Origin of the sequence: Klebsiella sp. Q11 (genome assembly GCF_964241505.1) — a bacterium.
GTDB classification, from domain to species: domain Bacteria; phylum Pseudomonadota; class Gammaproteobacteria; order Enterobacterales; family Enterobacteriaceae; genus Klebsiella; species Klebsiella michiganensis.
The window spans coordinates 357,421-376,436 of sequence record NZ_CAXSXW010000001.1 but is presented as its reverse complement, the minus strand read 5'-3'; the positions used below and the strand labels follow the sequence as shown (position 1 = coordinate 376,436).

Here is a 19,016-nt window from a genome sequence, read left to right as displayed (position 1 = left end):
CGCTCCATTACGCCTGGTTTTTGGCTTTTGACCGGGAGATACGCGCTTCCCCGATCAGCCAGTCAAAGATAAAAATAATCGCCAGCATCACTACGATCAGAATCGATCCGTAGGCGATCGCCACGCCGTATTCGCCGTCTTCCACCCGGTTGAGGATATAGGCGGTAGCGACGCGGGTGTCCGGCGTCACGAGGAACACAATGGCGCTGACGGTGGTAATGGCGCGCACAAAGCTGTAGATCAGCGCCGAGAGGATCGCCGGGCGCAGCAGCGGCAGCAGGATGTGCGTAATGGTGCGCAGGGAACCCGCGCGCAGGCTGAGCGACGCTTCGTCCAGCGATTTGTCGATCTGGCCTAAACCGGCAATGCCCGCCCGGATGCCCACCGGCACGTTACGCATCACCATCGAGATAATCACAATCGCCGCCGTTCCGGTGAGGTACACCGGCGCGCTGTTAAAGGCGAGAATATAGGAGACGCCCGCCACGGTGCCCGGTACCGCGAAGCACAGCATGGTGGTGAACTCGATGGTCTTTTTGCCTTTAAACTGCTGACGCACCACGATCCAGGCGATCAGCAGGCCGAAGGCGGCGGTGATCGGCGCGGCGATCCCGGCGTAGAGCAGGGTATCGAGCAGCGAAGGCCAGGCGCCGTCGCTCATCCCCTGGCCGAACAGCTTGATAAAGTTATCCAGCGTCAGGGTGTAGTCCACGCCCCAGTTAACGGTAAAGCTGCCGTAGAAAATGCTGCCGTAGAGCAGGGCGTTGAAGGCGATCCACACCGCCAGAATGGCGATCACGCTCCACACCAGGGTCACCGGCAGCGGCTGCACGTCGCCGCGATAGGACTTACCGGAAACCGTGACGTACGAGCGCTTGCCGATCCACATATACTGAATGCAGAACACCAGCAGCGAGAACAGCAGCAGGAACGCGCCCAGGGTACTGGCGGCCTGATAATCGAGCTGCGAACCGGTGATATAGAAGTAGATTTGCGTCGCCAGCACGTCGAAGTTGCCGCCGAGCACCAGCGGGTTGCTGAAGTCGGCCAGCGACTGGACGATGACAATTAAAAACGCGTTCGCCAGCGCCGGTTTCAGCAGCGGGACGAAGACGCCGTTAAAGGTCTGCCAGCGGCTGGCGCGCAGGGTGTACGACGCCTCCTCCAGCGACGGATGAATGGTTTTAATCGCGCCGTCGAGGATCATAAACGCCATCGGAGTGAACGCCAGCACCTGCGCCAGCCAGATGCCGGTAAACCCGTACAGCCAGTTGGTGTTGGTTAAGCCGAACCAGTCGACCATCAGCTCGGTGACGTAGCCGGAACGGCCCATCATCAGGGTAACGCCGAGGCCGACGACAAACGGCGGGGTGACGATCGGCAGAATCGAGAAAATGCGGCCAATAATCGCGCTGCGCTTGGCGATGCGGGTGGTGTAAATCGCCAGCACCAGGCCAAAGAAGGTGCAGCCGATGCCGACCGCAATCGACAGGGCGATGGAGTTGAGGATCACCTGGACGATATGCGCCTGCGACAGCACGGCCATAAACGCCAGCGGGGCAAACTCGCCGGCGTCGTTGGTGAACATCGGGATGAAAATGGCGATGCTCGGCCAGACGATAAAGACGCCGATTAACGCCACGATGGTGACCAGCGAACCAATCACAAAGCGGTCGCCGCCCAGCCATTCCAGGCGGGTGAGCGCCAGGGTCATGATGGCGCCCAGCGCGACAAACAGCACGAGGGTGGCGTAGCCTAACCCGCGGCCTTCCACGGTGGCGCTGACGACGATAAACGCCATACAGAGGAGCGCCCAGCCGGCGTCGAGGTAGTGGCGGCTGCGCTGCTCCCGGCTGGCTTCCTGCCATGGACGAATCAGCAGCAGGCTCGGCAGGAGATACCACAGCCAGCTGATATTGAACTGTGACCAGCCGTAGGCCGCGAGAATTTCATCTTGCGTGGACTCCAGCAGACCGTAATCCAGGCTCCAGCTCGGCAGCAGGGCGAACGCCAGCCAGCCGAATAAAACCCAAAGGAATATCGCATCCCGCTTTTTCACGGGATGGAGTGCAAGTGTGTGTGACATAAGTTTTCCGGTGTCGTAGGCCGGGTAGGGCGTGGATGCCGCCACCCGGCAAATGAACGCAGTGCGGGCTTATTTACCCATCTTCACTTCGCTAACCCATTTATTGATGAGCGCTTTACGCACGTCCGTTGAGCCGTATTTATCCATGTCGTAGTTGATAAGCTTCAGGTCGTCGAGCTTCAGCGAGTTCGGCGAAGTTTCGGCGCTGGTGTTGGTCAGGATCTGATAGGACTTGCCTTTCTTCCACGCCAGCTCCTGGGCCTCTTTCGACAGCACCCAGTCGACGAAAAGTTTGGCGTTGTCGAGGTTGCGCGCGCCCTTCAGAATGCTCACGCCGCCAATTTCGTAGCCGGTGCCTTCGCACGGCGAGATCAGCTCCAGCGGCGCGCCCTGTTCTTTTTCCAGCGAATAGTCGTGCAGGAAGCCGATGCCGATGGCCGTTTCACCGCGGGCGGCGTTGCGCGCCGGGGCGATACCGGATTTCGTGTACTGGGAGACGTTAGCGTTGAGCTGTTTGAGATAATCGAAAGCCTGATCGTCTCCCCACAGCTGGGCGAAGGTCGCCAGCGCGGTGTAGGCGGTGCCGGAGCTCTGCGGGTCGGCAATCTGGATTTCGCCTTTGTATTCCGGTTTGGTCAGATCCTTCCAGCATTTTGGCACCGGCAGGTTTTTCTCTTTCAGGCGCTGGGTGTTCACGCCGAAGCCGAGAATGCCGACGTACACCGCCGAGGAGTAGTTGCCTTTCAGCTTCGCCGGATCGCGGAACTGCTCCATCACCTGCGTAAGATTCGGCGATTTATAGGGCTGCAGCAGGCCCATTTCGCCGGCCTGGGACTGCGGGTCGAGGGTGCCGCCGTACCAGACATCCGCCTGCGGGTTTTTCTTCTCGGCATCGACCTTCGCCAGCGTGCTGCCGGAGCCGTTGCGAATAAACGAGGTTTTTACGTCATATTTTTCGCCGAAGGCTTTAGTTTCCGCCTCACACATTTCGTTGGTGGCGCTGCAATAGACCACCAGACGACCTTTGGCGTGCGCCGCGCCGCTTAACGTCGCCAGCGCAATGCCGGAAGCAATCAGGGTAGTGACCAGCGTTTTTTTCATTATTTTATCCTTTGAGCAGCAGAGGTAGTAATGCTCGCCATCAGCAGCGGCATCAGCAATAAACCCATCAGAACTGCGGCGACCGAGAGTAAACTGAACATCCCCGACCAGCCGTAGCGTTCAATGACCAGCGACAGAGGCCAGCCCGCCAGCGCTGCCCCCAGATAGGCGAACAGGCCGAGAAATCCGCTGATTGACCCCGCCGCCGCTTTGTGTCCGCATTCCACCGCCGCGAGGCCAATCAGCATTTGCGGGCCAAAAACGAAGAAGCCCACCGTAAAGAAACAAACCGCCAGCAGCGCGTAGTGGTGTACCGGCGCCAGCCAGAGCGCGGCGACGGAGACCATCAGCCCCAGCGTGAACAGTAAAATCATCGGCGCCCGCTGGCCGCTGAACAGCAGATCCGAACCCCATCCGGCGAACAGCGCGCCGAGCAGGCCGCCCGCTTCAAACAGCATCACCGTGGCGTTGGCGCTGAGCAGGTTGACGCCGTGGCTCTCCGTCAGCCAGATGTTGCCCCAGTCGTTGAGCGCGATGCGGATCAGGTAGACCAGCACATAAGAGACGCCCAGCAGCCAGATCATCGGGTTCTTCAGCATCGTGGTGCGCAGCATCTGCCACAGCCCCATCGGCGGGCTTTGCCGCTCCTGGCGCAGCTCCAGCGGGTCGTTACGCCAGGCGCCCACCGACGGCAATCCCTCTTCGCGGGGCGTTCCTTTCAGGTGCAGCGTTAACCAGATGCCTGATGCCATGCTGATCATCCCCGGTGCCAGCATCGCCGCCTGCCAGCCCCACCAGTGGGCGGCAAAGGCGCTAATCAGCGGGATAATCGCCCCGCCGATGTTGATCGACATATTCCAGCAGCCCCACCAGAAGCCGCGTTCGTTGCGCGAGTACCAGTGGGTTAGCAGGCGGGCGCAGGGAGGCCAGCCCCAGCCCTGAAAAAATCCGTTCAGCGTCCAGACCGCCAGCAGCAGCGTCAGCGACTCGCCGAAGGCGAAAACCACGTTCAGCAGACCGGTGGCGAACAGTCCCGCGCCCATAAACGAGCGCTGCCCGTGGCTGTCGTGCCACAGCCCGGCGGTAAACTTCGACAGGCCGTAGGTCAGGTAAAACAGCGACCCCAGCAGGCCGATATCGCCTTTATCCAGGCCCAGATCCGTTTGCAGCGCCGGCAGAACGTAGTTGACGCTTTTGCGCGTCAGGTAAAACGCCGCATACCCGATGACCATGTACATCAGCAGCTGCGGACGCAGCGTCCTGTAACGTTGATTAATGTCGGTTGCTGAGCGCATAGCCGTCTCCGTTTTGCTGACTATATGAAAGTGAAATCGAAAGGGGATGAGAGAAAGTCCGGAGTGACTAAGACTTTTTCCTGGTTAGCCGGCTGTTTGTTGCAAATTTGTGGGCAAGTTAACAATTACGCGTGTGCCGCGCTGCGACTCCAGCGTCAGCTCTCCGCCCAGGGCGCTGACCCGCTCACGCATGCCCTGAATGCCGAAGCCGGCCATTTTGTCGGGGCTGATGCCGATACCGTTGTCCTTCACCTCCAGGCGCAGCAGCGTCCCCTGCTGATACAGGGCAATGGCGACCTCGCTGGCGTCGGCGTGCTTACAGACGTTATTAAGCAGCTCCTGCAGCAGCCGATAGAGGGTGAAGCGCACCGTTTCGCTCTCCGGCGTGGCGGTGAGCCGGTAGTCAAAGCGGCAGCGGATACCGCGCTCGGCAAAGGCAAACTCATTGAGCAAATGGTGCAGCGCCTCTTTAAACGACAGCTCATCGAGGGCCGGCGGGCGCAGCTGGCGCAGCAGCTGGCGGGTGGAGTGGTGAATACGCCGGGCGAGATCGTTAATCTGGCTGGCGGCGGCCTGGGTTTGCACCGGATCGCGCGCCCGCTTCACCAGCTGCGACTGGATCTGAATGGCGGTAATATTCTGGCCGATTTCGTCGTGCAGCTCGCGCGCCAGGCTTTTGCGCGTATCCTCTTCGGTATGGATCAGCTTTTCGGCCAGCGCCCGCCGGGCCGCCAGCTCCGCTTCCAGTCGCTGGCGGTAGTGGTGCAGGTTTTGCGCCAGGTGCTGCTGGCGGCTGATGGCAATGCCCAGCCCGATGCCGAGCAGCGCCTGGGTGGCCAGAAAAATCTCCAGCTCCACCAGGTTGCTGAATCCAACGCCAACCTGGCGGGCGATGGTGATCATCATGCTGCCCAGCAGGCCGGAAAGGACGCCGCCCTGCCAGCCGAACTTCCACGCCATCACCACGTTGGGCAGAAACACCACAATTAACAGCAGGCGCTCGATTTCCGGCGACAGTACCATCTGGGTGCCTATGCCGATGATAAAGAACAGGCTGCACCAGATGATCAGCGAGGTGCGCAGCGGTGGATTATTGGTATCCAGTCCCAGCAGATGGTAGCGGTGCTGCTGGCGCAGGAATTCAAAAATCAGATAGACAAACGGCGTCAGCAGCACCCCGCCGGTAAACGAGGCCAGGCCGAGCATCATCGCCGGGCTTTTCACAAACGTCGAGAGCAGCGCGGTGTTGAGCAGCGCGCTGGCGGTGACCGTGGCCAGCAGTAGCGTCAGCCGCTGCCAGTAAAGGGGAAAGCGGTGCCAGAACTGTTGGGCGATGCCGGCGGGAAGCAGGCCTATCAACGGCGCGGCCAGCAGAATATAGCCGTTCAGCAGCTGTTCGCCGTGCAGCCAGAGCAGCATCAGCACCGGAGGCAGCACCAGCGCGGGCCAGTAGCGGCGCGAAAGCAGGATCAGCAGCGCCAGATAGACGCCGTGCGGCAGGAACAGCGCCGCCTGCTGGCCGTTATGGGTCAGGTAAAACCCGAGCGTCCACAGCATCAGCCAGCCGCTTCCCCAGGCCAGCACGATGAACAGCGAGATGACGCTGTGGCGAAGGCTGCGCGACATTAATGACCCGCCAGCAGCTGGTGGTCGAGGGCGAAATGGACCAGATCAATGGTGCTGTGACACTGTAGTTTGCCCAGCACGTTGGCGCGATGGACGTGAACCGTTTTGTGGCTGAGCTCGAGCTTAAAGGCGATCTCCTTGACGCTGTCGCCTTTAACCAGCAAATCAAAGACTTCGCGTTCACGCGGGGTGAGCACTTCCAGCACCTGCGCCGGTTGCTCTCCGCCGCGCAGCGCCCGCAGCGCATCGGCGCACAGGTAGTGTCCGCCCATACCGACGGAACGCACCGCCTGGACCAACTCTTCCGGGCCGCAGCGTTTGGTCAGATAGCCGCTGGCGCCGGCATCGAGCGCGCTCTGCACGAAGGTGGGGGTGTCGTAAATGCTGAGAATAATGGCGCGGAACTGCGGCTTTTGCGCGCGCAGGCGCTTTAGCAGGCTCAGGCCGTTCTCATCCGGCATGGCGATATCCATGACCGCCACGTCGACGTCGTCGCGCAGCAGCGCCGGCCAGGCTTCCGCCGCGCGGCTGAACTGGCCAACCACCTCGAGATCTTCTTCGAGGCTGAGTAACTGCGCAAAGCCTGAACGCACCACCACATGGTCATCGACCAGCACGACTCGAATCATGTTTCTTCTCTCTCAGCGCATCATGGTTCTATGATGCCTGCCGCCGCTGCGCTGGCAATCAATCAGGCGCAGTTATGCAATGAATGTAACAAAATCGCAATACACTTCATCCTTCAAGCTGCCTCTTTGTTGGCTTCGTTTGCCCGCCCCGGTCACTGACTTATGTCAGCTCCCGGGGACGAACAACCTTGCCGCCTCGATGCAGCATGAATGATTTTGTGTATAAGCATTGCCGTTTTTTTTCTAAAAACGCTTTGTTCTTAGCAAGAATTTTTAATTACTTCATCAAACGCATCGCGCCGGAAATACTGCACCCATAACAACTATGGGAAGCAGACACTATGGCACTTAAATCGCGTATCACACTCATTGCCGCGCTGGCGCTCGCGGCGTTCCAGGCCCAGGCGGTCAACGTTACCGTGGCGTATCAGACCTCCGCCGAGCCGGCGAAAGTCGCCCAGGCGGACAACACCTTCGCCAAAGCGAGCGGGGCGACCGTCGACTGGCGCAAGTTTGACAGCGGCGCGAGCATCGTGCGGGCGCTGGCTTCCGGCGACGTGCAGATCGGCAACCTCGGCTCCAGCCCGCTGGCGGTCGCCGCCACCCAGCAGGTGCCGATTGAAGTCTTTCTGCTGGCCTCAAAGCTCGGTAACTCCGAAGCGCTGGTAGTGAAGAAGAGCATCACCAAACCGCAGGACCTGATCGGCAAACGCATCGCCGTGCCATTTATCTCTACCACCCACTACAGCCTGCTGTCGGTGCTGAAGCACTGGGGGATTAAACCGGGGCAGGTGCAGATCCTCAACCTGCAGCCGCCGGCGATTATTGCCGCCTGGCAGCGTGGCGACATTGACGGCGCCTACGTCTGGGCGCCGGCGGTTAACGCGCTGGAAAAAGACGGCACGGTTCTCACCGACTCGTCGCAGGTGGGGGAGTGGGGCGCGCCGACGCTGGACGTGTGGGTGGTACGCAAAGACTTTGCCGAAAAGCATCCTGACATCGTCAAAGCCTTCGCCAAAAGCGCCATTGACGCGCAGCAGCCCTATATCGCCAACCCGGATGAGTGGCTGAAGCAGCCGGAGAACATCAGCAAGCTGGCGCGCTTAAGCGGCGTACCGGAAGCCGACGTCCCGGGGCTGGTGAAAGGCAATACCTACCTGACCGCCGCCCAGCAGGCGCAGGAGCTGAACGGGCCGGTGAATAAAGCCATCATCGACACCGCTAAATTCCTTAAAGAGCAGGGCAAAGTGCCCGCCGCCGGTAGCGACTACAGCCAGTACGTCACCGACCGTTTTGTGAAGTAAAGGAGGTCATGATGCTGCAAATCTCGCATCTTTCCGCCGGTTACGGCGGTAAACCGGCGCTGGCGGATATCAACCTGACGCTGGACAGCGGCGAACTGCTGGTGGTCCTGGGGCCCTCCGGCTGCGGTAAAACCACGCTGCTGAACCTGATTGCCGGATTCGTGCCTTATCAGCACGGCAGCATCACCCTTGAAGGCCAGCGGGTTGAAGGGCCGGGCGCCGATCGCGGCGTAGTGTTTCAGCACGAAGGGCTGCTGCCGTGGCGCAACGTGCAGGATAACGTTGCGCTCGGGCTGCAGCTGGCCGGGGTCGACAAAACGCAGCGCCGGGCAACCGCCGCGCAGATGCTAAAAAAAGTGGGCCTCGAAGGGGCGGAAAAGCGCTTTATCTGGCAGCTCTCCGGCGGCCAGCGTCAGCGGGTAGGCATTGCCCGCGCGCTGGCGGCCAACCCGCAGCTGCTGCTGCTCGACGAGCCGTTTGGCGCGCTGGATGCCTTTACCCGCGAGCAGATGCAAACCCTGTTGCTCAGCCTGTGGCACGAGACCGGTAAGAAGGTGCTGCTGATTACCCACGATATCGAAGAGGCGGTGTTTATGGCCACCGAACTGGTACTACTCTCGCCGGGGCCGGGCCGGGTGCTCGAACGGCTGCCGCTCGATTTTGGCCGCCGCTTCGTCGCCGGTGAATCCTGCCGCAGCATTAAATCGGACCCGCGGTTTATCGAACAGCGCGAATACGTCCTCAGCCGGGTATTTGAACAACGGGAGGCTTTCTCATGAGCGTGGTCATCAATGACAAACCGCGTCAGCGGGGGCTGAAGTGGCGCTGGCCGCTCTCGCGTCAGCTCAGCCTGAGCGTGGCGACCCTGGCGGTACTGCTGGCTATCTGGTGGGCCGTTGCCGCCCTGCAGCTGATTAGTCCGCTGTTTCTGCCGCCCCCGGGACAGGTATTGCAGAAACTTATCACTATTGCCGGTCCGCAGGGTTTTATGGACGCCACCCTCTGGCAGCACCTGGCGGCGAGCCTGACGCGTATCGTTATCGCGCTGCTGGCGGCGGTACTGCTCGGCGTGCCGGTGGGGATCGCCATGGGGCTGAGCCCCACGGTACGCGGGATCCTCGACCCGCTGATCGAGCTTTATCGCCCGGTGCCGCCGCTGGCCTATTTACCGCTGATGGTGATCTGGTTCGGCATCGGCGAGACCTCGAAGATCCTGCTGATCTACCTGGCGATATTCGCGCCGGTGGCGATGTCGGCGCTGGCAGGGGTTAAGAGCGCTCAGCAGGTGCGCATTCGCGCCGCGCAATCTTTAGGGGCCAGCCGGGCGCAGGTGCTGTGGCTGGTGATCCTGCCCGGCGCGCTGCCGGAGATCCTCACCGGCCTGCGCATTGGGCTCGGCGTGGGCTGGTCGACGCTGGTGGCCGCGGAGCTGATTGCCGCCACCCGCGGGTTAGGTTTTATGGTGCAGTCCGCCGGTGAGTTCCTCGCCACTGACGTGGTGCTGGCCGGGATCGCGGTGATTGCCATCATCGCCTTTTTACTGGAACTGGGGCTGCGCGCGCTGCAGCGTCGCCTGACGCCCTGGCATGGAGAAGTACAATGAGCGAACGTTTAAGCATTACCCCGCTGGGGCCGTATATTGGCGCGCAGGTATCCGGGGTCGACATCACCCGCCCGCTGAGCGACAACCAGTTTGAGCAGCTGTATCATGCGGTGCTGCGTCACCAGGTGGTGTTCCTGCGCGAGCAAAACATCACTCCCGAGCAGCAGCGGGATCTCGCCCTGCGCTTTGGCGACCTGCATATTCATCCGGTCTATCCGCACGCGCCCGGCGTGGATGAGATTATCGTGCTCGATACCCATGACGATAACCCGCCGGATAACGACAACTGGCACACCGATGTCACCTTTATTGAGACGCCGCCCGCCGGGGCGATCCTCGCGGCAAAAGAGCTGCCGTCAACCGGCGGCGATACCCTGTGGACCAGCGGCATTGCGGCCTATGAGGCGCTCTCCGCGCCTTTGCGCCAGCTGTTAAGCGGCCTGCGCGCGGAGCATGATTTTCGCAAATCGTTTCAGGAGTACAAATACCGCAAAAGCGAAGAGGAGCATCAGCGCTGGCTGGAGGCGGTCGCGAAAAATCCGCCGCTGCTGCATCCGGTGGTGCGCACCCATCCGGTGACCGGGAAGCAGGCGCTGTTTGTCAATGAGGGCTTTACCACCCGCATCGTTGACGTCACGGAGAAAGAGAGCGAGGCACTGCTCGGTTTCCTGTTTGCTCACGTTACTAAACCGGACTTTCAGGTGCGCTGGCGCTGGCAGCCGAACGACGTGGCCATTTGGGATAACCGCGTCACCCAGCACTACGCCAACGCCGATTACCTGCCGCAGCGGCGCATTATGCACCGGGCGACGATTCTCGGGGATAAACCCTATTATCGGGCGGGGTAATGCTTGTAGCCCGGTCGCGCGCCGCGGAGAAAAGCGGAAGCGGTATTGCGCGCTGCTTCCCGGAGGCGGCACTTAACGCGCCTTGTGGGCTACCGCTCCGCAGAAAGCGGTAAACCCGTAGCCCGGCTAAGGCGCAATGCGCCGCAAGCCGGGAAACAACCTACGATAAACGCGCCGCCTCCGGGAAAAGGCTTTTATGCCGATTTTTGCGCGTCCAGATGTACCCCAATATAGCGCTGATAGCGGTTCGCCTTCAGATAGGTCAAGTCCACCAGCACCAGACCATCCACGCAGTTGTTGAAATCCGGGTCGCTGCCGAAATCGATAAACTGTACGCCGCCCGGCTCGCAAACTTCCGAGTACTGCTTATACAGCGGCGGGATCGCGCAGCCGAGGTTGCCGAGCAGGGACTTCAGCCGCGCCAGATCGTCGTTGTAATCTTCTCCGCCAAACTGCGCCAGCACATCGGGCAGCGAGGCCGGATAAGGGCGGCGCGACTCCGCCAGCGGATGCGTCGCCGGGAACCACAGTCGATAGAACGCGACCAGCAGATCGCGCGCCGACGGCGGCAGCCCGCCGGAAATCGACACCGGGCCGAACAGATAGCGATAGTGCGGATAGCGCGCCAGATACGCGCCGATGCCGGACCACAGGTAGTCCAGTCCGCGGCGGCCCCAGTAGCGCGGCTGGATAAAGCTGCGCCCCAGCTCAATCCCGTGCTGCAGAATATCGTCCATGCGCGCGTCGTAATGGAACAGGCTGTAGCTATAGACGCCGTTCAGGCCGCGCTTTTCCAGCTGCATCGCGGTCGGCATAAAGCGGTAAGCGCCGACGATTTCCAGGTCTTCTTCATCCCACAGAATCAGATGCAGATAGTCGTCGTCGTAACCGTCAACGTCGCGACGTTTGCCGCTGCCTTCGCCCACCGCGCGGAAGGCGATTTCCCGCAGGCGGCCCAGTTCGCGCAGCACCGGCGCATCTTCCTGGCCGCGGCGCTGCCAGAGATAAATCACTTTGCCATCCGCCGTGCGCCCCAGCGTTTCCGCCCGGCCCAGTTCGCGCTTGAGCAGGGCGCGGTCTTCAGGTCGGGCAATAGCGCTTTCGCTTTTAAATACGCCGGGCTGCCCTTTTGCCAGCAGCTCCAGGTGGCGATAGCAGCGTTCGGTCAGCTCGCGAACAGAGCGCTGAGGATCGAACCAGCTTGACCAGGCAATCTGTTGGCCGAAATTAACCGGCAGGCTGCCGTTGCGGCGGCGAAACATTTGCTGCATCAGCAGCAGCAGCGGCAGGCTATCGGAAATCAGCGTGCTGGCGTAAAACAGCGCGCTGTTGCGCGCGCGGATCCACGCCGGCAGCAGCGGGGCGCGGTATTTCGCCGCCAGCTTAATAAATCCGGAGTGCCATTTTTTATCGCGAATACCGCGCCGGGTGAGGCGTGAAACTTCACCCGCCGGGAAGAAAATCAGCACGCCGCCGTTTTGCAGCTGCTGGTCCATCTGCTGCAGCGCCGCTTTGGCGGTTCGGCCGTTGATATTATCGACCGGAATAAACAGCGAACTCAGCGGTTCAAGGTGGGTCAGCATGCGGTTGGTGACCACTTTGACGTCGCGGCGCACGCGGGACACCGCGTAGAGCAGGGCCAGGCCGTCAAGCGTACCGGTGGGGTGGTTGGCGATAATGACCAGCGGGCCATGTTCGGGGATTTGTTCGAGATCGTGCGCCGGGATAGCGCAGCGGATATTAAGATGTTCGAGCACCTGTTCGACCGTATCCAGTCCTTTCAGGTGATGATGACGCGCGGCAAACTGCTGAAACTCTTCCTCATGCAGGAGCTTTTTCAGCACCTTTTTCTGCCAGAGCGCTGGCTTTGCCTGAGGCCACAGGTCATCGATGACATTGTCGAGACTAAACATAGCGGCACCTCCTCCGTCCTGCCCAGACAGTAGAAGGCGCAGATGTCGCTCAGATTACAGTTGAGTGAAGATTTGGGATATTTCCCCGGGTTGCGGCTGGCGCCTTACCCGGGCTACCGGAGCAGATCGTAGCCCCGGTAAGCGTAGCGCGACCGGGGGTTTACTGGCGTTCGCCGCACAAAAAATCGTGAATTTCACCACCCCAATTATCGGGATATAACCCGCGCCGTACATCCCGGTGAAAGGTTGAAAAAGGCCAATCACAAACCTGTCGTACCCAACCGTGTTTTACAGGATTAATGTAGGTGTAATCGATATGCCGGCGGTAGTCTTCTTCATCGCGGATTGCATGTTCCCAGAAGCGCGGTTGCCAGACATTTTCTTGTTTTAATGCTTTGCTAAAGCAACCTTTTATGTCCCGCCATCTGGCGGAGAAATCGCTATCGTCTCCGGGTAATGTCCAGATGCAATGAAGATGTTCAGGAAGGATAACCCATGCATCAATGTAAAAGGGTTTTCGCCGTTTGATGGTGAGGGTGGCGTGACGTAAAGTTCCGATGTGCTCGGTCAGAAGTCTGCTTTTTCGGTTTCGCAAATTAACTGTAAAAAACCAGGTTCCACCCTTCAGGTAATAACGACGGTAGGCCACCATGCAGCGCTCCTTTGCAAAAGATAGCGTCTTAAGCGGCAGGATAGAGTCGGGGTAACAGTCTGGCAAGAATCCAAAGATAATGGTGGAAAGAGTCTTGCAACTTTCTGCAGCAGAGGAATTCCCCGGGTTGCGGCTGATGCCTTACCCGGGCTACCGGAGCAGGTTTGTAGCCCCGGTAAGCGTAGCGCGACCGGGGAACGGTAATAGCCGAATTAACGCAGGATTTTCTTTTCGGCGAGATCGAGGGCGAAGTAGCTGAAGATCAGATCCGCGCCGGCGCGCTTGATTGCGCCGAGGCTTTCCAGCACCACTTTCTCTTCATCTATAGCGCCGGCCTGGGCGGCGAACTTAATCATCGCGTATTCACCGCTCACCTGGTACGCGCCGAGCGGCAGGTTGGTGCGCTCGCGCAGATCGCGCAGGATATCGAGATAGGGACCGGCCGGTTTGACCATCAGGCAGTCGGCGCCCTGGGCTTCGTCCAGCAGCGATTCGCGAATCGCTTCGCGGCGGTTCATCGGGCTCATCTGATAGGTTTTACGATCGCCTTTCAGCGCGGTACCCGCGGCTTCGCGGAACGGACCATAGAACGATGAAGCGAACTTGGTGGAGTAGGACATAATCGCCGTATCGGTAAATCCGGCGGCGTCCAGCGCCTGGCGAATGGCCTGCACCTGGCCGTCCATCGCGGCGGACGGGGCGATAAAATCCGCGCCTGCGGCAGCGGCGACCACCGCCTGCTTACCGAGGTTGGTAAGGGTTAAATCGTTATCGACACCGTGGTCGCACAGCACGCCGCAGTGGCCGTGGGAGGTGTATTCGCAGAAACAGGTGTCGGACATCACGATCATCTCCGGCACCGCCTCTTTACAGATGCGGGACATGCGCGCCACCAGGCCGTTTTCGTTCCAGGTATCGCTGCCAACGGCATCGGTATGATGGGAAATGCCGAAGGTCATCACCGAACGGATACCGGCGTTGGCAATGCGCTCGATTTCGCGCGCCAGGTGTCTTTCCGGAATACGCATCACGCCGGGCATCGCTTCGATGGCTTTGTAATCGTCGATTTCTTCTTCAACAAAGATCGGCAACACCAGGTCGTTCAAACTCAGTGTTGTCTCTTCAAACATGGCACGTAGCGAAGCGGACTTGCGCAGTCGGCGCGGGCGAGTGATTAAATCTGTCATGGTTTGCCTGATTTTGTGAAATGAAAAAAGCGAGTTTACCTCAATTGGCGGCGGGATGTTTCGCCAAAACGATCCTTATCTATCGTCGGCAAAACATCCCAACAGGTTACTGGCTGGCGGTCTCAATCCCGGGGCGGTTGCCGCTTAATTCGCTGACCAGCTCGTTGACGCCATCGCTCATGTTGTTGAAACGCGTCAATGAAGAGCGGGTGACTACCACGAAGGCGCCGACGTTAGCCTGCGGGTTCATCGCCATGTAGGTGATAAAACCGCCGCCGCCGCCGGTCTTCTGAATAATGCCCGGCTGGCCGTTTTTCGGCTTCATGTAGACCCAGCCGAGACCCAGCGCATCGGCTTTGCCCGGCACGTCCATCCCGATCACCCTCGTCAGCTGGCTGCGTTGATAAATGAGCGTCTGCATCCGGTCCGCCTGCTGCCCGCGGGTGAAGAAATCGGAAGAGAGGAACTGCTGCATCCAGCGCATCATATCGCCAGGCGTGGAGTAAACGCCGCCGCTGCCGATGGCCGCCAGCGTATTGTTGCACGGGCTGGCCCCTTTCTCCGGGATCATCAGGCGTCGGCACTGATCGGGCGAAGGCGTAAAGGTGGTGTCTTTCATCCCCAGCGGACGGGTGATCTGCTCTTCAAACAGCTGCGGCCAGGGCTTGCCCGCGGCGGTAGAGAGCGCATCGGCCAGTAAATCGAACGCCAGATTGGAATAGGCGGCCTGGGAACCCGGCGCGGCTTTTAACGTTGCCGTGGAGAGCCAGTTCCAGCGCTGCTGGCGCGTCGGCCAGACGAACACCGGACGATGCGCCGCGCCGCCGGGCTGCTCGCGCGGCAGGGCGCTGGTATGGGTCGCCAGATTCACCAGCGTAATGGGCGCTCCCTGATATGTCGGCACGCGCGCGCCCGGCGGGGCGTATTTGCTCAGCGGATCGTTGAGCTTCACCACGCCCTGGTCGAGAAGTTTGACCAGCATTTCGCTGGTCATCAGCTTGCTCAGGGAGGCGATGCGAATCACCGAATCGAGCTGCGGGTGCTCATTATTGCCCGGGCGCGTCTCGCCGAAGCTGCGGAATACGCGCTGGTTACCATCGATAACCACCAGCGCCATGCCGATCGCGCCGCTGCCGTAGTAGATATGGTTAGCGTAACGGTCGACAACATCCGCAGCGAATTCCGGGTCGACGCTTGGCTGCGCGGCCTGGACCGATGTCAACGACGCCGCGCACAGCGCAGCAAAAATGAGCAGACTACGTTTCAACGGGGGCATCCATCATGGTGAAGAAAAATATAGAGCGTATTTATACTACGAAGCGCCGCCGAGCAAAGCGCTAATAACGCCATTCTGTGCGGAAAAACGTAACCTGGCGTAAAAAATCCTTTTTTTGCTTTCGGATAGCGGCTTTCGCCTGCGGGCGCGTATTATATTCGTTTTGGCTAAACATGGGTGGCAAGAGACGATGGCGGCGAAACGGGTAGTGATGGTAGTGGATATGCAAAACGGCGTTTTCGCGACGCCGCGTATTGAGCGCGAGCGCTGCGCGGCGCAAATTAACCGCCTGATAAACGCCGCGGATACCGTTATCTTCATTCAGCACTGCGAAGAGGGCGGTCTGGAAGAGGGGAGCGAAGGTTTTGCTTTGCTGCCTGAACTGCACCAGCCGGCAGGCGCGTTGTTCGTGACCAAGACCGCCTGCGACGCCTTTTACCGCACCCGCCTGGAAGAGGTGCTGCGCGAACATCACATCACGCAGTTTGTGATTTGCGGCTGCGCCACCGACTACTGCGTAGATACCACCATCAAAAACGGCGCCAGCCGGGGCTATGCGATTACCGTCGCTGAAGATGCCCATACCACAGCCAACCGCCCGGCGGCGCAGGCCGTCACGCTGATCGCCCACTACAACGAGGTGTGGCGTACGCTGACCGTTCCGGGCAATCCTTTACAGGTGAAATCGACAGAAACAATTCTGAACGGATGGTCGGCGAACTAAGCTGCTGATATCCGGTCTCATCATCCGCCCACTTTGCTTCGCTGCGACGGCTTTGCGGCGGGCGTCTTTGTGGTACACAGCACAGCAAAACGAAAAAGAAGTTAGCAGGAGAGCATGATGTTTAAATCCTTTTTCCCCAAACCGGGGCCGTTTTTTATTTCTGCCTTTATCTGGTCGCTGCTGGCGGTGATCTTTTGGCAGGCGGGCGGCGGCGACTGGCTGCTGCGGGTCACCGGCGCATCTCAGGATGTGGCGATTAGCGCGGCGCGCTTTTGGTCGCTCAACTACCTGGTGTTCTACGCGTTCTACGTATTCTGCGTGGGCGTTTTCGCCCTCTTTTGGTTTATTTACAGCCCCCACCGCTGGCAGTACTGGTCGATCCTCGGCACCTCGCTGATTATTTTCGTCACCTGGTTTCTGGTCGAGGTCGGGGTGGCGATAAACGCCTGGTACGCCCCGTTCTACGATCTTATTCAGGCCGCGCTGGCGACGCCGCATAAGGTCAGCATTAACCAGTTTTATCAGGAGATTGGCATCTTTCTCGGCATCGCGCTTATCGCGGTGGTCATCGGGGTGATGAACAACTTCTTCGTCAGCCACTACGTTTTCCGCTGGCGTACCGCCATGAACGAACACTATATGGCGCACTGGCAGCATCTGCGCCATATCGAAGGCGCCGCGCAGCGTGTGCAGGAAGATACCATGCGCTTTGCTTCCACCCTGGAGAGCATGGGCGTCAGCTTCCTTAACGCGGTGATGACCCTTATCGCCTTCCTGCCGGTGCTGGTGACGCTCTCCGCGCACGTCCCGGATTTACCGATTGTCGGCCACCTGCCTTACGGCCTGGTGATTGCCGCCATCATCTGGTCGTTAATGGGTACCGGCCTGCTGGCGGTGGTGGGGATCAAGCTGCCCGGCCTGGAGTTCAAAAACCAGAGCGTTGAGGCAGCCTATCGTAAAGAGCTGGTGTACGGCGAAGATGACGCCAACCGCGCGACGCCGCCGACGGTGCGTGAGCTGTTTGGCGCCGTGCGCCGCAACTATTTCCGCCTCTATTTCCACTACATGTATTTCAATATCGCCCGTATTCTGTATCTGCAGGTGGATAACGTTTTCGGTTTGTTCCTGCTGTTTCCGTCGATTGTTGCCGGTACGATTACGCTGGGCCTGATGACCCAGATCACCAACGTCTTTGGCCAGGTCCGCGGTTCATTCCAGTATCTGATTAGCTCATGGACTACACTGGTTGAGCTGATGTCTATCTACAAACGTCTGCGCAGCTTCGAGCGCGAGCTGGATGGCAAAGAGCTGCAGACCGTGACGCAAACATTAAGTTGATCAACGCAAGGATGAACCATGCCGGTAGCGCAATCCAGAATCACTTCTCTCACCCTGACGCTACTGGCAGGGATTGTCCTCACCGCCTGCTCCAGCAAGCCGGAGCCGGAGCTGAAAAAGGGCGAAAAGGCGATTGATGTTGCCACGGTGGTGCGGCAGAAAATGCCCGCCAGCGTGAAAGATCGCGAGGCCTGGGCGCAGGCCATCGCCAAAACCTTTGCCAGCCAGAAGCTGGCGCCGACGGAAGAGAACGTCTGTTCGGTGCTGGCGGTGGCGCAGCAGGAGTCCAACTATCAGGCCGACCCGGCGGTGCCGGGGCTGAATAAAATCGCCTGGCAGGAGATTGACCGCCGGGCGGAGAAAATGCATATCCCGGTTTTTCTGGTGCATACCGCGCTGAAAATCAAATCGCCCAACGGCAAAAGCTATAGCGAACGCCTCGATAGCGTGAAAACCGAAAAGCAGCTGAGCGCGATTTTCGATGATTTTATCGGCATGGTGCCGATGGGGCAGAAGCTGTTCGGCTCGCTGAACCCGGTGCATACCGGCGGCCCGATGCAGGTCAGCATCGCCTTCGCCGAGCAGCATACCGACGGCTACCCGTGGAAAATCGACGGTACCGTACGCCAGGAGGTGTTCAGCCTGCGCGGCGGTCTGTGGTTCGGCACCTATCATCTGTTGAACTATCCGGCGAACTACAGCGTGCCGCTGTACCGTTTTGCCGATTTCAACGCCGGATGGTACGCCAGCCGTAACGCCGCCTTCCAGAACGCCGTCTCTAAAGCGACGGGCGTGAAGCTGGCGCTGGATGGCGATTTGATTCGCTACGATAGCGACGAGGCCGGAACCACCGAACTGGCGGTGCGCCGGTTATCCTCACAGCTGGCAATGAGCGATGATGATATCCATCGTCAGTTAAAGAAGGGCGATACCCTGGCGTTTGAAGAGAGCGATCTCTATAAGCAGGTGTTTCGCATTGCCGATAAGAAAGCCGGCAAAACGCTTCCGCGGGAGGTGCTGCCGGGCATTCAGCTTGAGAGCCCGAAAATCACCCGTAACCTGACGACCGCCTGGTTTGCCAAACGCGTTGACGACCGGCGGGCCAGCTGTATGGCGCGCCGTTAGCGGCGGCTGCGCCAGCGGAATATCAGCCCAGGAATACCAATGAGCACGCAGCCCGCCAGGAAGGGAATCAGGCCGAACAGGGTACCGACCACCAGGCTAATCTCGACCCGCGGGCGGCTGCTGTCCTGCATTTGAATCAGATGCTCAAAAACGCCGGGCGCGTGGATCAGCATACTCAGCATTTGCGCACCGGCCCAGAAGCAAAACAGCACAAACAGAGCGTAAGCGATGTTGCTGCCGGTGAGAGAGCCCCTCTTTTTGCCGCCGTTGACGGTCTTTGCAAAGGTGAACTCTGCCATCTTGACCTCC

The 19,016-nt window shown here is 59.8% G+C and carries 17 protein-coding genes; 7 read left to right on the top strand and 10 right to left on the bottom strand.

Going from position 1 to position 19,016, the window contains the following annotated elements:
• Positions 1-7: 7 nt before the first annotated feature.
• The 5 genes from ACESQ2_RS01705 to ACESQ2_RS01685 all read right to left on the bottom strand — a co-directional run bounded on the left by ACESQ2_RS01705 (position 8) and on the right by ACESQ2_RS01685 (position 6,737).
• Positions 8-2,086 (bottom strand): iron ABC transporter permease, encoded by a 2,079-nt coding sequence (locus tag ACESQ2_RS01705; RefSeq protein ID WP_025107207.1) that lies wholly within the window; start codon positions 2,084-2,086, stop codon positions 8-10.
• A gap of 69 nt (positions 2,087-2,155) precedes the next feature.
• Entirely contained in the window at positions 2,156-3,187 is a 1,032-nt protein-coding gene (locus ACESQ2_RS01700; RefSeq protein WP_025107206.1) for an ABC transporter substrate-binding protein, read from the bottom strand.
• Positions 3,187-4,506, bottom strand: coding sequence for an MFS transporter family glucose-6-phosphate receptor UhpC (gene uhpC / locus ACESQ2_RS01695; RefSeq protein ID WP_373170136.1), 1,320 nt, complete (start codon positions 4,504-4,506; stop codon positions 3,187-3,189). Before uhpC ends, ACESQ2_RS01700 begins: the two co-directional genes overlap by 1 nt.
• Before the next feature lie 60 nt (positions 4,507-4,566).
• The gene (locus ACESQ2_RS01690; RefSeq protein ID WP_368762420.1) at positions 4,567-6,108 is read right to left on the bottom strand and encodes an MASE1 domain-containing protein; all 1,542 of its coding nucleotides are present in this window, start codon (positions 6,106-6,108) and stop codon (positions 4,567-4,569) included.
• On the bottom strand, positions 6,108-6,737 hold the full coding sequence (locus ACESQ2_RS01685) for a response regulator transcription factor (RefSeq protein ID WP_014228124.1): 630 nt from the start codon (positions 6,735-6,737) through the stop codon (positions 6,108-6,110). Before ACESQ2_RS01685 ends, ACESQ2_RS01690 begins: the two co-directional genes overlap by 1 nt.
• Positions 6,738-7,078: 341 nt before the next feature.
• Between ACESQ2_RS01685 and tauA the strand changes: the two genes are divergently transcribed.
• The 4 genes from tauA to tauD are packed head-to-tail and all read left to right on the top strand — an operon-like array spanning position 7,079 to position 10,492.
• Positions 7,079-8,041, top strand: coding sequence for a taurine ABC transporter substrate-binding protein (gene tauA, locus ACESQ2_RS01680; RefSeq protein WP_373170110.1), 963 nt, complete (start codon positions 7,079-7,081; stop codon positions 8,039-8,041).
• Positions 8,042-8,052: 11 nt separating this feature from the next.
• Positions 8,053-8,820: a taurine ABC transporter ATP-binding subunit gene (tauB, locus tag ACESQ2_RS01675; RefSeq protein ID WP_373170134.1), complete on the top strand. Its 768-nt coding sequence runs from the start codon at positions 8,053-8,055 to the stop codon at positions 8,818-8,820.
• A complete protein-coding gene (tauC, locus tag ACESQ2_RS01670; protein ID WP_032694130.1) occupies positions 8,817-9,644 on the top strand; it encodes a taurine ABC transporter permease TauC in 828 nt (275 codons plus the stop codon). The genes tauB and tauC overlap by 4 nt, the downstream gene beginning before the upstream one ends.
• Positions 9,641-10,492 (top strand): taurine dioxygenase, encoded by an 852-nt coding sequence (gene tauD, locus ACESQ2_RS01665; RefSeq protein ID WP_032694131.1) that lies wholly within the window; start codon positions 9,641-9,643, stop codon positions 10,490-10,492. Before tauC ends, tauD begins: the two co-directional genes overlap by 4 nt.
• Positions 10,493-10,686: 194 nt before the next feature.
• On the opposite strand, the gene ACESQ2_RS01660 is transcribed toward tauD, so the two are convergent.
• From ACESQ2_RS01660 to ampH, 4 genes are all read right to left on the bottom strand, one after another.
• A complete protein-coding gene (locus ACESQ2_RS01660) occupies positions 10,687-12,405 on the bottom strand; it encodes a lysophospholipid acyltransferase family protein (RefSeq protein ID WP_014228127.1) in 1,719 nt (572 codons plus the stop codon).
• Positions 12,406-12,565: 160 nt separating this feature from the next.
• The gene (locus ACESQ2_RS01655; RefSeq protein ID WP_224260014.1) at positions 12,566-13,057 is read right to left on the bottom strand and encodes a transposase; all 492 of its coding nucleotides are present in this window, start codon (positions 13,055-13,057) and stop codon (positions 12,566-12,568) included.
• A gap of 212 nt (positions 13,058-13,269) precedes the next feature.
• Positions 13,270-14,244 carry a porphobilinogen synthase gene (gene hemB, locus ACESQ2_RS01650; RefSeq protein WP_004848143.1) on the bottom strand — a complete coding sequence of 325 codons (975 nt, stop codon included), beginning with the start codon at positions 14,242-14,244 and terminating at the stop codon, positions 13,270-13,272.
• Positions 14,245-14,350: 106 nt separating this feature from the next.
• On the bottom strand, positions 14,351-15,511 hold the full coding sequence (ampH, locus tag ACESQ2_RS01645; RefSeq protein WP_373170109.1) for a D-alanyl-D-alanine-carboxypeptidase/endopeptidase AmpH: 1,161 nt from the start codon (positions 15,509-15,511) through the stop codon (positions 14,351-14,353).
• 220 nt (positions 15,512-15,731) lie between these two features.
• On the opposite strand from ampH, the gene ACESQ2_RS01640 reads away from it, so the two are divergent.
• The 3 genes from ACESQ2_RS01640 (at position 15,732) to ACESQ2_RS01630 (ending at position 18,707) form a co-directional block, all read left to right on the top strand.
• Positions 15,732-16,244, top strand: coding sequence for a cysteine hydrolase family protein (locus tag ACESQ2_RS01640; protein WP_160741885.1), 513 nt, complete (start codon positions 15,732-15,734; stop codon positions 16,242-16,244).
• Between the two features lie 117 nt (positions 16,245-16,361).
• Positions 16,362-17,582 carry a peptide antibiotic transporter SbmA gene (gene sbmA / locus ACESQ2_RS01635; protein WP_373170133.1) on the top strand — a complete coding sequence of 407 codons (1,221 nt, stop codon included), beginning with the start codon at positions 16,362-16,364 and terminating at the stop codon, positions 17,580-17,582.
• Between the two features lie 18 nt (positions 17,583-17,600).
• Positions 17,601-18,707: a DUF1615 domain-containing protein gene (locus tag ACESQ2_RS01630; RefSeq protein ID WP_046877016.1), complete on the top strand. Its 1,107-nt coding sequence runs from the start codon at positions 17,601-17,603 to the stop codon at positions 18,705-18,707.
• On the opposite strand, the gene ACESQ2_RS01625 is transcribed toward ACESQ2_RS01630, so the two are convergent.
• Positions 18,704-19,006, bottom strand: a complete 303-nt coding sequence (locus tag ACESQ2_RS01625; protein ID WP_009653569.1) for a DUF2755 family protein — start codon at positions 19,004-19,006, stop codon at positions 18,704-18,706. The genes ACESQ2_RS01630 and ACESQ2_RS01625 overlap by 4 nt on opposite strands.
• Positions 19,007-19,016 lie beyond the last annotated feature (10 nt).

Excerpts from the sequence above, each read along its gene's own strand:
- ACESQ2_RS01685 (WP_014228124.1), bottom strand. The coding sequence starts at position 6,737 with ATGATTCGAGTCGTGCTGGTCGATGACCATGTGGTGGTGCGTTCAGGC.
- tauD (WP_032694131.1), top strand. The coding sequence starts at position 9,641 with ATGAGCGAACGTTTAAGCATTACCCCGCTGGGGCCGTATATTGGCGCG.
- sbmA (WP_373170133.1), top strand. The coding sequence starts at position 16,362 with ATGTTTAAATCCTTTTTCCCCAAACCGGGGCCGTTTTTTATTTCTGCC.
- tauC (WP_032694130.1), top strand. The coding sequence starts at position 8,817 with ATGAGCGTGGTCATCAATGACAAACCGCGTCAGCGGGGGCTGAAGTGG.
- ACESQ2_RS01690 (WP_368762420.1), bottom strand. The coding sequence starts at position 6,108 with ATGTCGCGCAGCCTTCGCCACAGCGTCATCTCGCTGTTCATCGTGCTG.
- ACESQ2_RS01700 (WP_025107206.1), bottom strand. The coding sequence starts at position 3,187 with ATGAAAAAAACGCTGGTCACTACCCTGATTGCTTCCGGCATTGCGCTG.
- ACESQ2_RS01660 (WP_014228127.1), bottom strand. The coding sequence starts at position 12,405 with ATGTTTAGTCTCGACAATGTCATCGATGACCTGTGGCCTCAGGCAAAG.
- hemB (WP_004848143.1), bottom strand. The coding sequence starts at position 14,244 with ATGACAGATTTAATCACTCGCCCGCGCCGACTGCGCAAGTCCGCTTCG.
- tauB (WP_373170134.1), top strand. The coding sequence starts at position 8,053 with ATGCTGCAAATCTCGCATCTTTCCGCCGGTTACGGCGGTAAACCGGCG.
- ACESQ2_RS01655 (WP_224260014.1), bottom strand. The coding sequence starts at position 13,057 with ATGGTGGCCTACCGTCGTTATTACCTGAAGGGTGGAACCTGGTTTTTT.
- ACESQ2_RS01705 (WP_025107207.1), bottom strand. The coding sequence starts at position 2,086 with ATGTCACACACACTTGCACTCCATCCCGTGAAAAAGCGGGATGCGATA.
- ACESQ2_RS01640 (WP_160741885.1), top strand. The coding sequence starts at position 15,732 with ATGGTAGTGGATATGCAAAACGGCGTTTTCGCGACGCCGCGTATTGAG.
- ACESQ2_RS01630 (WP_046877016.1), top strand. The coding sequence starts at position 17,601 with ATGCCGGTAGCGCAATCCAGAATCACTTCTCTCACCCTGACGCTACTG.
- ACESQ2_RS01625 (WP_009653569.1), bottom strand. The coding sequence starts at position 19,006 with ATGGCAGAGTTCACCTTTGCAAAGACCGTCAACGGCGGCAAAAAGAGG.
- tauA (WP_373170110.1), top strand. The coding sequence starts at position 7,079 with ATGGCACTTAAATCGCGTATCACACTCATTGCCGCGCTGGCGCTCGCG.